At 67.4% G+C, this 12,938-nt stretch carries 17 protein-coding genes; 6 read left to right on the top strand and 11 right to left on the bottom strand.

The features are described 5' to 3' along the window. Positions 1-5: 5 nt before the first annotated feature. The 8 genes from FDA38_RS02685 to FDA38_RS02650 form a co-directional block, all read right to left on the bottom strand. Positions 6-1,142: an inorganic phosphate transporter gene (locus FDA38_RS02685; protein WP_137252468.1), complete on the bottom strand. Its 1,137-nt coding sequence runs from the start codon at positions 1,140-1,142 to the stop codon at positions 6-8. 87 nt (positions 1,143-1,229) lie between these two features. Continuing rightward, positions 1,230-2,228 carry an inorganic phosphate transporter gene (locus FDA38_RS02680; protein WP_137252467.1) on the bottom strand — a complete coding sequence of 333 codons (999 nt, stop codon included), beginning with the start codon at positions 2,226-2,228 and terminating at the stop codon, positions 1,230-1,232. Between the two features lie 2 nt (positions 2,229-2,230). Next, positions 2,231-2,863, bottom strand: a complete 633-nt coding sequence (locus FDA38_RS02675) for a DUF47 domain-containing protein (protein WP_137252466.1) — start codon at positions 2,861-2,863, stop codon at positions 2,231-2,233. Positions 2,864-3,003: 140 nt separating this feature from the next. After that, the gene (locus tag FDA38_RS02670; RefSeq protein ID WP_137252465.1) at positions 3,004-3,312 is read right to left on the bottom strand and encodes a DUF202 domain-containing protein; all 309 of its coding nucleotides are present in this window, start codon (positions 3,310-3,312) and stop codon (positions 3,004-3,006) included. Beyond that, entirely contained in the window at positions 3,309-3,641 is a 333-nt protein-coding gene (locus FDA38_RS02665) for a YidH family protein (RefSeq protein WP_137252464.1), read from the bottom strand. The genes FDA38_RS02670 and FDA38_RS02665 overlap by 4 nt, the downstream gene beginning before the upstream one ends. Further along, positions 3,638-4,876 (bottom strand): glycoside hydrolase family 3 N-terminal domain-containing protein, encoded by a 1,239-nt coding sequence (locus FDA38_RS02660; RefSeq protein WP_233714486.1) that lies wholly within the window; start codon positions 4,874-4,876, stop codon positions 3,638-3,640. The genes FDA38_RS02665 and FDA38_RS02660 overlap by 4 nt, the downstream gene beginning before the upstream one ends. 1 nt (position 4,877) lies before the next feature. Further along, the gene (locus FDA38_RS02655; RefSeq protein WP_233714485.1) at positions 4,878-5,291 is read right to left on the bottom strand and encodes a MarR family winged helix-turn-helix transcriptional regulator; all 414 of its coding nucleotides are present in this window, start codon (positions 5,289-5,291) and stop codon (positions 4,878-4,880) included. Beyond that, a complete protein-coding gene (locus tag FDA38_RS02650; protein WP_137252462.1) occupies positions 5,284-6,243 on the bottom strand; it encodes a DMT family transporter in 960 nt (319 codons plus the stop codon). The genes FDA38_RS02655 and FDA38_RS02650 overlap by 8 nt, the downstream gene beginning before the upstream one ends. 39 nt (positions 6,244-6,282) lie before the next feature. Here FDA38_RS02650 and FDA38_RS02645 point away from each other — a divergent pair, with 39 nt between their 5' ends. Next, positions 6,283-6,903, top strand: coding sequence for a TetR/AcrR family transcriptional regulator (locus FDA38_RS02645; protein ID WP_137252461.1), 621 nt, complete (start codon positions 6,283-6,285; stop codon positions 6,901-6,903). On the opposite strand, the gene FDA38_RS02640 is transcribed toward FDA38_RS02645, so the two are convergent. Both FDA38_RS02640 and FDA38_RS02635 read right to left on the bottom strand, forming a co-directional pair. After that, complete coding sequence (locus tag FDA38_RS02640; protein WP_137252460.1) at positions 6,900-7,562, bottom strand: potassium channel family protein; 663 nt, start codon at positions 7,560-7,562, stop codon at positions 6,900-6,902. The two genes, FDA38_RS02645 and FDA38_RS02640, sit on opposite strands and share 4 nt — an antisense overlap. Then, positions 7,559-8,083: an acyl-CoA thioesterase gene (locus FDA38_RS02635; protein ID WP_137252459.1), complete on the bottom strand. Its 525-nt coding sequence runs from the start codon at positions 8,081-8,083 to the stop codon at positions 7,559-7,561. The genes FDA38_RS02640 and FDA38_RS02635 overlap by 4 nt, the downstream gene beginning before the upstream one ends. 127 nt (positions 8,084-8,210) lie before the next feature. Between FDA38_RS02635 and FDA38_RS02630 the strand changes: the two genes are divergently transcribed. After that, positions 8,211-9,164, top strand: a complete 954-nt coding sequence (locus FDA38_RS02630; RefSeq protein WP_137252458.1) for a hypothetical protein — start codon at positions 8,211-8,213, stop codon at positions 9,162-9,164. Positions 9,165-9,197: 33 nt separating this feature from the next. On the opposite strand, the gene FDA38_RS02625 is transcribed toward FDA38_RS02630, so the two are convergent. Then, the gene (locus FDA38_RS02625) at positions 9,198-9,821 is read right to left on the bottom strand and encodes a flavin reductase family protein (protein WP_137252457.1); all 624 of its coding nucleotides are present in this window, start codon (positions 9,819-9,821) and stop codon (positions 9,198-9,200) included. Positions 9,822-9,938: 117 nt separating this feature from the next. Between FDA38_RS02625 and FDA38_RS42870 the strand changes: the two genes are divergently transcribed. The 4 genes from FDA38_RS42870 to FDA38_RS02610 all read left to right on the top strand — a co-directional run bounded on the left by FDA38_RS42870 (position 9,939) and on the right by FDA38_RS02610 (position 12,743). Continuing rightward, positions 9,939-10,124: a hypothetical protein gene (locus tag FDA38_RS42870; protein WP_233714484.1), complete on the top strand. Its 186-nt coding sequence runs from the start codon at positions 9,939-9,941 to the stop codon at positions 10,122-10,124. Beyond that, a complete protein-coding gene (locus FDA38_RS02620; protein ID WP_233714658.1) occupies positions 10,109-10,795 on the top strand; it encodes an aminoglycoside phosphotransferase family protein in 687 nt (228 codons plus the stop codon). The genes FDA38_RS42870 and FDA38_RS02620 overlap by 16 nt, the downstream gene beginning before the upstream one ends. 70 nt (positions 10,796-10,865) lie before the next feature. After that, positions 10,866-11,930 carry an L-glyceraldehyde 3-phosphate reductase gene (gene mgrA / locus FDA38_RS02615; RefSeq protein WP_137252455.1) on the top strand — a complete coding sequence of 355 codons (1,065 nt, stop codon included), beginning with the start codon at positions 10,866-10,868 and terminating at the stop codon, positions 11,928-11,930. 159 nt (positions 11,931-12,089) lie between these two features. Beyond that, positions 12,090-12,743 (top strand): hypothetical protein, encoded by a 654-nt coding sequence (locus FDA38_RS02610; protein ID WP_137252454.1) that lies wholly within the window; start codon positions 12,090-12,092, stop codon positions 12,741-12,743. Positions 12,744-12,938 lie beyond the last annotated feature (195 nt).

Raw genomic sequence — 12,938 nt, 5'->3', positions numbered from 1 at the left:
TCCTCTCAGGCCGCCGCGGCCGAGCTGGCGGCCGGGGTGGAGGTCGGGTAGTCGTTCACGTTCTTCGACGTGACCGGCTTGCGCCGGGAGGCCGCGTAGATGGCGACACCGGCCGCGACCGCGAGGATCGCGATGATCAGCACGCCGATGTTGCCGGAGTCGGCCACCCGCCCGGCCAGCGCGCCGACGATCGCGGCGGCGGGCAGCGTGAGCACCCAGGCGACGGCCATCCGGCCGGCCACCGTCCAGCGCACCTCGGCCAGCCGCTTGCCGAGGCCGGCGCCGAGGATGCTGCCCGAGCAGACCTGCGTGGTCGACAGCGGGAAGCCCAGGTGGGACGAAGCCAGCAGGACCGCGGTCGAGCTGGTCTCGGCGGAGAAGCCCTGCGGCGACTCGATCTCGGTCAGGCCCTTGCCCATCGTCCGGATGATCCGCCAGCCGCCCAGATAGGTGCCGGCCGCGATCGCGAGACCGGAGGACAGGATGACCCAGACCGGCGGCGCAGATCCCGAGGCCAGGGTGCCCGAGGTGATCAGCACCAGCGTGATCACACCCATCGTCTTCTGCGCGTCACCGGTGCCGTGGGCCAGCGACACCATCGAGGCGGACGCGATCTGACCGACCCGGAAGCCCTCGGTGACCGTCTTCTTCTCGGCCCGGTGGGTGATCTTGTAGGCCAGGAACGTGCCGAGCAGCGCGACGACGCCGGCCACGATCGGCGCGGCGACCGCCGGGATGATGATCTTCTGCACGACGGTGGTGAAGTGCACGGCGCTGCTCCCGGAGGCGATCCAGGTGGCGCCGATCAGGCCGCCGAACAGCGCGTGCGACGACGAGCTCGGCAGGCCGACGTACCAGGTCATCAAGTTCCACAGCACGGCGCCGACCAGGCCGCCGAAGATCACCGGCACGGTCACTTTGGCGTCGTCGACGATCCCGCTCGAGATCGTCTTGGCGACCTCGGTGGAGATGAACGCGCCGACCAGGTTCAGCACGGCGGACACAGCCACCGCGACCTTCGGTTTCAGTGCGCCGGTGGCGATCGACGTCGCCATCGCATTGGCGGTGTCGTGGAACCCGTTGGTGAAGTCGAACACCAATGCGGTGATGATCACCACGACGACAAGGAACGACAGATCCATCCCGATCACTTCCCTAGGCGGACGATCAGTAACGTCGATCGACCGTAGGCCCGGTGAGTGAATTTGAAATGAATGGAACCAGGGAATTTACTCCAAGATCAGATGTGCCAGTTCGTAGATGAGTGCTGCGACGATCCCGGCGGCCGGGATGGTCAGGACCCACGCGATCGCGATGCTCTTGGCGACACCCCAGCGCACCGCTGACAGCCGCTTGGTCGCGCCGGCGCCCATCACCGCGGAAGTGATCGTGTGCGTGGTGGAGACGGGGGCGTGCAGGCCGATCGCCATCACGTACAGCACGGTCGCGGCGATTGCCTCCGACGCGAACCCGCGGGCCGGGTCCAGGTGGATGATCCGGCGGCCGAGCGTCCGCATGATCCGCCAGCCGCCGGAGTACGTGCCGAGCGAGATTGCCGTCGCGGCCGAGATCTTGACCCACAGCGGGATGCCGTCGCTCTGCTGGGCGTGCCCGGTGGTGACCAGCGCCAGGAAGATCACGCCCATCGTCTTCTGCGCGTCCTGGAGTCCGTGGCCGAGCGCCATCGCGGCGGCCGACAGCGACTGCGCCATCCGGAAACCGCGTGTGGTCTTGCCTGGATTGCTGCGCCGGAACAGCCAGAGGATCGCGACCATCAGCAGGAACGCGCCGAGGAAGCCGACCGCGGGTGACAGCACCATCGGGATGACGACCTTGTCGATGATGCCCGACCACAGGACGGTGCTCGCCGAGGCGAGGCCGGCGCCGACGAGGCCGCCGATCAGTGCGTGGGTCGAGGAGCTCGGCAGGCCGAAGTACCAGGTGATCAGGTTCCAGGTGATGGCGCCGATCAGGGCTGCGATCACGATCACCAGGCCGTGGGTCCCGGACGGCGTACTGATGATGCCCTTGCCAACGGTCTCGGCGACCTCGGTGCCGGCCAGCGCGCCGAGGAAGTTGAACGCCGCCGCCATCGCCAGCGCCACCCGCGGAGTGAGCGCCCGGGTGGACACCGAGGTAGCGATCGCGTTGGCGGCATCGTGGAAACCGTTGGTGTAGTCGAAGACGAGCGCGATGAGGACTACGGCGATGACGAGCGCGAGCTCCACGCTCAGCCCTCCTTGACGGCGATCTGCTCGACCGTGTTGGCAACGTGCTCGAACGCGTCGATCGCGGCCTCCAGCAGGTCGACCACGGTCTTGAGTTTCATCACGGTCAGCGCCTCGTACTCGCCGCTGAAGAGTTTCGCGATCAACCTGCGGTGGACCGCGTCGCCGGTGTTCTCCAGGCGGTTGATCTCGATCCAGTACTCGGCCAGGTCCTTCATCGTCCGCAGCCTGGGCATGGTCTCAGCGGTCAGCTGGGCCATCCGCTGGAGTACTTCGATCTGCTCGGCGATCTCCTCCGGCAGCTTCTCCAGGTTGAAGAGGTGGACGGTGTCGACCGCCTCCTCCATGAAATCCATCACGTCGTCGAGATCGGAGGCCAGCCGGTAGATGTCCTCGCGGTCGAACGGGGTGACGAAGGTCGAGTTCACCCGGCGGATGATCGAGTGGGTGGTCTCGTCGGCCGCGTGCTCCGCATCCTTCATCTCGGCGGCGATCTGGTGACTCGAGGAGAGGCCGGTCCCCGCCGTACTGCCGAGCAACTCGGCCAGGATCCGGGATCCGTCCACGAGGTGGTTGGCGGACTCGGTGAAAAGGTCGTAGAACGTCGGGTCGTTCGGACGCAGACGTAACGGCACTTCAAGCTCCGGGTGAACGAGGGACAAACCGTGAACATGCTAGGGGGAACATCCGCCTGACGTGGCATCCGCCCGGAGCAACGTATCGCGTTGTGATGAACTGGGCAGTTGAGCGTTGCACAGTTGGTAACCGATCGGTTTCAGCGCGTTATCACGGCGTACAGGTCGAACAGCCCGACGACGAGGACCAGACCGGCCGCGACCCGGAGCACATTCTCGTGACCGAGGGCATGGATCGCGCCGCCGCTGGTACTGCGATAGACGGCGCTGACGGCGGCCCAGCAGCCCAAGGACAGCACCAGTACGACGATTCCGAGCCCGGTGCGGACGTCCGACGAACCGTGGCCGGAGGCAATCAGCAGGATGCCGTTGGCAATCAGGCCGAGCGCCGTACGACGCCATGCGAGCAGCGTCCGCTCGGGCTGCCGGCCGGGATCCGGTGTGCTCATCGCCACAGTGAGAACAGCAGGCCGATCAGGCCGACGACCGCGATCGTTGCCCCGAGCATCAACGGGAGCCGGGTCACCGGAAGCGCGCCACCGCGACGGATCGCGATCAGGTTCTGTTGCCAGCGCCGGAACGCTCCGGCCGTCGTGACGATGCCGGCGCAGACCAGGATCAGTCCGATGATGCGGGCCGGCCAGCGATCCGGGCCGAGGTCGAGGAACTGCACCGCGGACAGTCCCCCGGCGTAGCAGGCGAGCGACGTCCGCAGGTAGGCGAGGTAGGTGCGCTCGTTCGCCAGCGTGAACCGGTAATCGGGCTCCTCCTCCGTCATCCGCAACTCACCAGGCCGTGGTCCTGTTTCAGCGTCAGCACACGCCGCACGCTACTCGCCAGCTTCGCCGCGAAGGACTTGTCCTGCTGGGCCTTGGCGACCAGCGCGTCCACCATCGTCGTGGTCAGCCCGGCCTTGGCGTTGATGACGATGTCGCCGCCGGCCGCGACGAACCGGGTCGCGCGGGCCCCGGCCGGGACCGATGCGACCTCGGCGGCCGCACCGACGTCGTCGGTGATCACCACCCCGCTCCAGCCGAGGTCGCCGCGGACCATGCCCTGGATGACGGTCGGCGAGAAGATCGCGCGGTTCTTCGGGTCGATCTTGGTGTAGGTGACGGTCGAGATCATCACCATCGACGCACCGGCCTTGATCCCGTCGGCGAACGGCTGCAGGTCGTCGTCACCGCGAACCGTGACGTTGTCGACGACACCAGACGAGAAGTCGGTGTTGCCGCGCACCCGTCCGAGTCCGGGGAAGTGCTTGACCGAGGTCGCGACTCCGGCCTTGCGCATGCCTTGCACGAATGCCTGTACTCCGCGGCTCGCGTCGGCCGGCGTGTTGCCGTACTCGCGGTTGAGCTGGCCGATAGGGGCGTTCTGGGACTTCAGTGAGCTGGGTACGACGTCGGCCACCGGCGCGAGGTCGACGTTGACGCCGGCCTGCTTGAGCTGGCTGCCCCACACCTGTGCTTGTGCGGTGAGCTTGGAGCTCGACCAGGTGCCTTGGACCGTGGCTGCGGGGATGCGGTCGAAGCCGGGGCCCTTGAGCCGCTGGATCTGGCCGCCTTCTTGGTCCGCTGCGATAAGTGGGCGGACGCCTTTCACTGTGGCCGCGGTATTGACCGCGCTCATCGCCGAGCGGGTGTGGGAGAGGCTGCCGCTGGCGCCCATCAGGAAGACGCTGCCGGACTTCTGCTGTACGACGGCCTTCTGCGCGGACGTCATGCCGTTGGCGTCGATGCCGGTCATGATCAGCTGAGCGGCCTGCTCGCGGAGCGTCAGGCTCTGGAGCTTCTGGTCGATGCAGCCTTCAGTCGGCGAGTCCGTCGGCGTCTGGGGTGGTGGCGTCTCGCTCGCCGGAGTGCTGGGCTCATCGGTGGGCTGATCGGTCGGCTCGACCGGCATCGATGAGGACGGCACTGTGCTCGGACCGGCGGTCGGTGGAGAGTTGCTGTCGCCGCAGCCGGCGACCACGAGAGCAGTCAGCGCGATCAGCGCGACCGGTCGCCTCATCTCAGTTTCGCTCCCAGGCGGCGCGGTCGACGGTGTCCCCGGAATGCCGGGCCAGGGTCGCGCACACGTCGTACAGGTGCTCGACCTGCTCCGGGGTCAGTGCGTCGAAGATCGACTTGCGCACCTCCTCGACGTGACCGGGGGCCGTGTCGATCAGCTTCTGCCGTCCGAGCTCGGTGAGGATCGCGACCTGGCCGCGACGGTCGGACTCGATGCCCTCGCGCTTGACCCAGCCGTTCTGCTCGAGCCGGTTGACCGCGTGCGACAGTCGGCTGCGCGAACCTTGGGTCGCCACCGCGAGCTCACTCATCCGCAGCCGGTTGCCCGGCGCCTCGGACAGCCGGACCAGGATCTCGTAGTACGTGTGCGGGATTCCGGCGTCGCGTTGCAGCTGTTGCTCGATGCGGCTACTCACTACTCGTTGCGCCGCGATGTACGCGCGCCAGGCCTGTGCTTCTCGTTGGTCCAGCCACCGGGTCTCCGCCATCCCCGCAGCGTACTTGTTCACCGATCCGGATCAGCAGCACGGCGACCGCACAAACCAGCATGCCTGCGACGGCGAGCGCGCCGATGGTCTCGTGGAAGAGCAGGAACGCGAACACCATCGTGGTCGGAGGGACCAGATAGAGCAGCGAGCTGATGCGGGTTGCGCCGGAGAGTTTGAGGTTGACGAGGTACAGGCCCCAGCCACCACCGGTCGCCAGTAACACCAACCACAGCACCGCGCCGTAGAAGCCGGGCTGCTGCGGAACAGTCATCCTGTGGGTCGAGATGGCCAAGGCTGTGAAGAGGACAGCTGACACGAGGCTCTGCACGGCCAGCGCATCCAGAGATCTCGTACTCGGCTTGCGAGAGCGCTCCAGGCAGGTGCCTGCGACGAGACCGAGGAGCCCACCGATCGGGAGCAGGAACAACAGCGGCGACCCATGCCCGGCACCGAGGTCGTCGGCGACAACCAAGCCCACACCGGCGAGGCCCAGCACCAGACCGAGCCATTGGCGTTGGCTGACGCGTTCGTCCAGCAGCGGGCCGGCGACGGTCGCGATCACCAGCGGCTGCAGCGATCCGATCAGCGCGGTGACGCCGGCTGTGATCCCGTGGTCGATACCGGTGAAGATCAGACCGAGGTAGACGAACTGGGTCAGGAAGGCCATCGAGATCTGGGTCGCGAGATCCCTGCGGGAGATCCGCGGTCGCCTGATCGCCAGGATCGCAGCGGCGATCGCGCCCGCGACGAGGAACCGCCAGGCAAGCAGGTCGAACGCGTTCGTGTACTGCGTACCCCACCGGGCGCCGATGAAGCCGCAGCTCCAGAACACGACGAACCCGGCTCCGGCCGCCAGGGTGAGCGCCTTGTTGGTCGTCATGTCTGCGAGAGTAACCACACCGGTCGGTATACTGTCAGTATGCTTGACCAGCAGGTGAGACTGATCGTGGACCGCCAGGTGCGTGCGGCGCCCCGGTTGACCCCCGCCGGGGAGCGCATCCTCGCGGCCGCGTCGACGCTGTTCTACGAGCAGGGCATCCGGACGGTCGGGGTCGATGCGATCGCTGCCGCGGCGGACGTGACCAAGAAGACGTTGTACGACCGGTTCGGATCGAAGGACCGGCTGATCGCGGCGTACCTCGAGGAGCGGGATCGCGCCTGGCATTTGTTCCTCGACGAGCAGCTGACCGAGCGGCAGCCGGCGACTCCCGAAGAGCTGATCCTGGCGTTGTTCGCGGCGCTGACGGACTGGCTTGCCGGGTCGCGCAACGGGTGCGGGTTCATCAACGCGAGCGTGGAGCTGGCTGCGCCGGACCATCCGGCCATGCCGGTGATCGTGGGCCAGAAGCGGTGGATGCGGTCCGAGTTCGAGGCGCAGGCGCGAGCGGCCGGGCTTGCCGATCCGGGTGAGCTGGCTGATCGTTTGCTGCTGCTCCACGAGGGCGCGCTCGTCAGCTATCGGGTCGCCGCGATGACCGAAGCGCCGGAGGTTGCCGCGCGAGCAGCAGCCGATCTGCTGGCCGGGTGGCCTCGGGTCTAGTTGTTGGTGCGCTTCGTGAGAGTGAGACCGACCAGGCGGGACACGACCATGGCGACGTATCCGAGACCGGCTAGCTGCTCGATCATCACTACCGAGCGGCCCCACGATGTGATCGGGACGACATCGCTCAGGCCGGTGCTGGAGAGCGTCGTGAAGCTCAGGAACAGCAGCTCCATCCACGTACGATCGTTGCTCGGAGCAACAGCCGCGGTGAAGCTTTCCGGAACGAGGACCTGGACGAACACGTACAAGTAGGCGAAACCCCAGGCCACCAACGTGAACGTCGCGCCGGTCGCGAACAGCTCGTCGACGCTGACGTCATGGTCGGACAACATGTAGCGGAGCAGGCTGTACGCCGCGTAGAAGTAGAACGCGGCATGCAGTACGGCGGAGATCGCGACCACCGGATCGGTCGGGTCGAACGCATCGAGCAGCGAGAGCGCTACGGCCGGGATGCCCAGGCAGATGCTGACCCAGGTGAGCCCTGGCGTCGAGCGGACCGAGAAGACCGCGAGCACGAGTACGACGATGCCGAGGATCTCGAACGCGACCCGACCCGGCCGCGATCCTTCCATCGCCGGGTAGATCAGGACACCGAGCAACTGCACGATGAGCAGCACGGCCGACGGGTTCCGCCGGGCGCTGCCGACGAGCGTCATTGTTCGCCTTCCTCGTCCGCTTGTTCGCGGGAGGCGATGATGGCGGCGCGGCGGGCCAGCCGGTGACTCCGCCGGATCTCGGCCTCACGCAACCGTCGCCGGTCCTCGTCGGTCACCGGCACGACCTGCGGCACCTCGCGCGGCTTGCCCTCCTCGTCCACCGCGACGAACACCAGGTACGCCGAGGCAACATGCACCTGCGGACCCACCGCGTCCCACCGATCCGCGGTGATCCGTACGCCGACCTCCATCGAACTGCGCCCGGTCCAGTTCACCTGACCGCTGAAATGCACGACGTCCCCGACCCGCACCGGGACGAGGAACACCATCTCGTCCATTGACGCGGTGACGGCGGCCCCGCCCGAATGCCGGGCCGCGACGACGCCTGCGACCGAGTCGACCAGCGTCATGATCACGCCACCGTGCACGGTGCCGAGCAGGTTGGTCTCGTTCTGCGCGGTGATGTGCGACAGCGACAGCCGGGTCTCGGAGGTCGGCCGCGACGACGGGCTGCTGGACATACAGGCTCCTTCGGGCTCCCTGATGGGTCTGCGCAGAGTATCCCCCGGGAGTTGTCCACAGGTTCGGAATCACGGTCTCCGGCGAGGCCCGATCCTCGTACTTTCTCTGCCGAGAAGGAGGACCACGATGACCATCGACGCAGCCACCGAATATGCCCAGGGCAACAACTCCGACCGTCCCGACCCGATCCTGACCCCACTGTCCCGCCGACAAGCCACCCGACTCGTTCAGCTCGCCCTGTCCACCGCGGCCGAGCTCGGGCTCGATCTCGCCTACCAGGGCGGCGCGGCCCTGGTCCCGGCGGATCGCTCCGCCGACAATCCGGTGCTCGGTCTGAGCAACCTCGCCCGCATCGTCGCCCAGTTCGACGAGGACAGCTGGCCGGTGCTCGTCGAGGAGCACTTCGACCAACTGCTGGAGCAACTCCGGCAAGGTCCACCGACACCACCGACAGATCCCGAGCGCGAGTTGATCCAGCGTCTCGTCCCCCGCGACGCGCTGCCGCCCGGCTGGACCGCCGACCGGCCCGACTTCCTGCCCGGTCTGCTGTCCGTTCCGTCCACGACCGACGACGGGATCGTGACCATGTTCCTCGAGCCGGCCGATATGGGCATCACCTGGTCCGAGGCCGAGCGGTTCGGCCTCGCCAACCTCCGCAGGATGACCGACCACGTCGAGCACGTCGAACACGAGGATCTACAGGTCGACTTCGTCACCGGGACGCCGTTCGCGGCGTCGCGGGCACTCGTTCTCGATACCGTTCTGCGCGAGTCGCTGCACGTGGAGCATGCACCACACGGCGTCCTCGCGGCAGTGCCGGCCCGAGACACGCTCATGCTGCACGTGATCCGGGACCTGTCGCTCATCCCGGCTCTGGGTCTGCTGCTCAACGTCGCGGCCCGGAGCCACGCCCACGACCCCGGACCGCTGTCGCCCGAGGTCTTCATGGTGACGCCGGACTTCCGTTGGCTACCGGCGACCACCGTGTCGCCGGACTACACGCCGCTGCGGTTGTCCTCTGAGCTCGAAACGCTCACCAAGGTCTTGGCCACGTCGGAGCTGCCGTCGAGGTCGCGGTGACGACAGGTGCCATGAGCAACTAACTCGAACTGTTCAGCTACCAGGAGGTGTGAAATGACCAGGCCAGTCGGAGTGGCGGATGCGCGTGATCGAGCGGACCTCGCCGAGCGTGCTCCACTCGTCCTTACCGAGCCGGGCGAGCGGGCGGAGTCGGCGTACCTCGGGGTGATCGCCGTCCATCATGGCGGCGTCGATCGCGATCTGCCGGACCTGACCGATCACGAGGGTGCAGTCGCCGAGTTCGAGGGTGGTGTGCAGCGTGCATTCGATCGCGACCGGCGACTCCGCGACCCGTGGGACGGAAACCGTTCGCGACGGTTCGGTGGTGACGCCGATCGCCTCGAACTCGGAGACCTCCGGCGGGAAGTTCGTCCCGGACGCGTTCACCTGCTCGTACAGGGGCTCCGCGGCGAAGTTCACCACGAACTCGCCGGTCGCCTCGACGTTGTTGAGGCTGTCCTTCCGACCGACGGAAGTGAACTGCACCATCGGCGGCCTGACAGACGAGACGGTGAAGAACGAGTGCGGCGCGAGGTTCAGCACACCGTCGGCCGAGCGGCTCGACACCCACGCGATCGGTCGCGGCACCACCACAGAGTTCAGCAGCGCGTAGAACTCTCGTCGCCCGACGGTCTCCGGATCTACATCGACACGCACGCCCGCAGTACATCAAACTCGGTGGATGCCGCCCCACCCCGCCTCGCGGATCCGGCCGGCGACTCCCGCGCGCGACGGAGAAGTGGATTGCCCGAGCATCACGATTTCCTGCACCAGGTGACCACTGTCGCCCGCCGCCACGGCATCGACGCCGAACACGTGAAAGAGGTCCCGGGCGGCGTGGCCAACCGCGCTTTCATCCTCGGCGACGACCTGTTCCTCCGCGCCTCCCCCCCGGCTACGAGGACGACCTCCGCAAAGAAACCCACGTCGTCCCCGCCGCCCGACTGGTCGGCGTACTGACCCCCGAAATCGTCGAGTACGACGAAACCCACCGCCTCCTCCCCGCCCCGTACGTCGTGATGGAACGCATCCACGGCGCCGAACCAACCGAAGCCCCCACCACCCTGGCCAACGAACTAGCCCGCCTCCACCAGCTCCACCACACTCCTGACCCCACCTTGGTGATTCCTGGGGTGCCGGAGGATGACTGGGGGGATCCGTGGCGGACGGTCGACGACCTCGCGACCCGTGGGTATGTGGATCCGGCGACAGCAAGCTGGTTGACCGGTTGGTTCACGCGGCTCGCGGAGCGCTTCGACGACAGCGGACCCAAGGTACTCATCCACGGAGACGTTGCCGCGCACAACCTTCTCGCCGGCCCCGGCAACGAGCTCCGCGCGCTCATCGACTGGGGTGACGCCTCCTGGGCCCCGCGCGCCATGGAGTTCGCCAAGCTGCCGCTCACCCAGGTGGCCAAGCTCCTGCCCGTCTACGCCCGACAATCCCCCGACTCCGAGGAAGACCTGGCCGCCGCGATCCTCTGGTTCCACCTCTCGTGGGCCCTCGCCAAACTTCCGGCCTCACCCTGGCCGGACCAACGCCACTGGACCGCCCCGACCGCGAGCCGCCTTCTCAACATCCTTCACTTCTTCACCACCACCCCGCCCACTCCCTGGGCCGAGCTCACCTGACCACCGATCAAGAAGGTGGGGTTCTTGGTGTCAGTTGCGCGGTTTCTGCTTGAAAACAAGGGGTTTGCGAATGGTTGGGGATGGGGCAGACTGTGGTTTCGTGACTGATTATGTGGCGGCTGAGGGTCGGTATGACGACCAGATGAGTTACCGGCGGACCGGGCGGAGCGGGCTGCAGTTGCCGGCGATCTCGCTGGGGTTGTGGCACAACTTCGGCGACGACAAGCCGTTCGTGACGCAGCGCGACATTCTGCGGCGGGCGTTCGATCTCGGCGTCACGCACTTCGACCTGGCGAACAACTACGGCCCGCCCTACGGCTCGGCCGAGACCAACTTCGGGACGCACTTCGCGCGCGACTTCACCAAGTACCGCGACGAGCTGATCATCTCGACCAAGGCCGGGTACGACATGTGGCCGGGGCCGTACGGTCAGGGTGGCGGCTCGCGGAAGTACCTGCTCGCCTCGCTCGACCAGTCGTTGAGCCGGATGGGCCTGGACTACGTCGACATCTTCTACTCGCACCGGTTCGACCCCGACACCCCGCTCGAGGAGACGATGGGTGCGCTCGACGCGGCAGTCCGCTCCGGCAAGGCGCTGTACGCCGGTATCTCTTCGTACTCCGCGGACCGGACCCGCGAGGCGGCCCGGATCCTGGGCGAGCTCGGTACGCCGCTGCTGATCCACCAGCCGTCGTACTCGATGCTGAACCGCTGGATCGAGGAAGACCTCCTCGACGCCGTCGGTGAGCTCGGCGTCGGCGTGATCGCGTTCTCGCCGCTGGCGCAGGGCGTGCTCACGGACCGCTACCTGGACGGCATCCCGGCCGACTCCCGCGCGGCGCAGGGCAAGTCGCTCAACCCGGACTCGCTGACCGAGGACACCCTCAAGCACGTCCGCGCCCTGAGCGAGATCGCCAAGGAGCGCGGTCAGTCCGTCGCGCAGCTGGCGCTCGCCTGGACGCTTCGCGACGACCGCGTCACCAGCGCGCTGATCGGCGCCTCCAGCGTCGCCCAGCTCGAGGACAACCTGGCGACGGTCCGCAACCTGAAGTTCTCGCCCGAGGAGCTCGAGGCCATCGACGCCGATGCCGTGGAAGCCGGCATCAACCTCTGGAAGAAGAGCTCGGACGGCTGACCAGCCGCACATCACCAGCCCGAAGCGCCCGCCGCACCCCTTACGGCGGGCGCTTCGTCGTAAGGGATCCCTTGCCGGAAGGTTACGGAGCGGGGTGGGGTGGTTGCGCTCCGGCGGGAATGGGCACACGCTGGAAGAGACCCTCTGGAGGTGGTTGAGATGACCGCTTCGACGCTCGAATTGGCCCTGACCTACGAACACGCGAAGATCCGGGAGCTGGCCGAGCCGGCGCATCATTTGGATGCGGCCCACCCCGAGCAAAGGCATCAGACGGACCGGTTCTACGCCATCGCCGCACAACACCTGGCCGCTGCAGAAGACGTGCTCCTCCCGCACGTCCGACGTCTCCCCGACGGCGCAGGCATGGTCACCAGGTACGTCGGCAACGCCAAGGAACTGGAGCGCTCACTGCGCTTCCTCAAAGGACGGCAGTACGGCGACAGTCGCTTCGTCGATCTCCAGCACGACGACCTGTGGCAGCACATCGACCGGCTGCTCGGGCAGCACGAGCAGATGGAGGCGACGTACAGCCGGCAGATCTGTGAGCAGCTCGACGGCGCGGACGTGAACACGCTGACCGAGGACCTGCTGGAGGCTGAGGAGGTCGCGCCCACCCGCGCACACCCGTCCTCGCCGCACACCGGCATGGCCGGCCGGATCGCTCACCGGATGTGGCGGATGGCCGACACCGCGTGGGACAGCGCCGAGGGACGGGTGGTGCCGATCAAGTACCACGCGCACCCCAAGCGCGACTCCGCGTTGTCGCATTACCTGTACGGGACGGCGATCCCGCAGGAGGACGAACCCCACTAGAAAAGGGTGACCGGGCCCACCCGACGGATGCCTCCGCCGAATGGACCCGGTCCGCCGGCACTCACTGCGCCTGGTTGTGGGGCCGGCGTAGGTCCCGCCGCCGCTGCGCCTGGTCTGCGGAGGCGGGCCCTGCGTCCTCCCCCGCTGCGCCTGGTGTGCGGGGGAGGACGGTCTGTGAGCTGATCACCGAGCCGG

Source organism: Kribbella jiaozuonensis (assembly GCF_005233875.1).
In the GTDB taxonomy this organism is placed as follows: Bacteria; Actinomycetota; Actinomycetes; order Propionibacteriales; family Kribbellaceae; genus Kribbella; species Kribbella jiaozuonensis.
Note: the sequence above shows the minus strand (reverse complement) of the source record. Positions and strands in the feature narration are given on the sequence as shown.

What these genes read in the sequence shown, in the direction of transcription:
- FDA38_RS02645 (WP_137252461.1), top strand. Translation starts at nt 6,283, where the DNA reads ATGCTTGACCAGCAGGTGAGACTGATCGTGGACCGCCAGGTGCGTGCG.
- FDA38_RS02635 (WP_137252459.1), bottom strand. Translation starts at nt 8,083, where the DNA reads ATGTCCAGCAGCCCGTCGTCGCGGCCGACCTCCGAGACCCGGCTGTCG.
- FDA38_RS02660 (WP_233714486.1), bottom strand. Translation starts at nt 4,876, where the DNA reads ATGAGGCGACCGGTCGCGCTGATCGCGCTGACTGCTCTCGTGGTCGCC.
- FDA38_RS02610 (WP_137252454.1), top strand. Translation starts at nt 12,090, where the DNA reads ATGACCGCTTCGACGCTCGAATTGGCCCTGACCTACGAACACGCGAAG.
- mgrA (WP_137252455.1), top strand. Translation starts at nt 10,866, where the DNA reads ATGGTTGGGGATGGGGCAGACTGTGGTTTCGTGACTGATTATGTGGCG.
- FDA38_RS02650 (WP_137252462.1), bottom strand. Translation starts at nt 6,243, where the DNA reads ATGACGACCAACAAGGCGCTCACCCTGGCGGCCGGAGCCGGGTTCGTC.
- FDA38_RS02670 (WP_137252465.1), bottom strand. Translation starts at nt 3,312, where the DNA reads ATGAGCACACCGGATCCCGGCCGGCAGCCCGAGCGGACGCTGCTCGCA.
- FDA38_RS02685 (WP_137252468.1), bottom strand. Translation starts at nt 1,142, where the DNA reads ATGGATCTGTCGTTCCTTGTCGTCGTGGTGATCATCACCGCATTGGTG.
- FDA38_RS02640 (WP_137252460.1), bottom strand. Translation starts at nt 7,562, where the DNA reads ATGACGCTCGTCGGCAGCGCCCGGCGGAACCCGTCGGCCGTGCTGCTC.
- FDA38_RS02665 (WP_137252464.1), bottom strand. Translation starts at nt 3,641, where the DNA reads ATGACGGAGGAGGAGCCCGATTACCGGTTCACGCTGGCGAACGAGCGC.
- FDA38_RS02630 (WP_137252458.1), top strand. Translation starts at nt 8,211, where the DNA reads ATGACCATCGACGCAGCCACCGAATATGCCCAGGGCAACAACTCCGAC.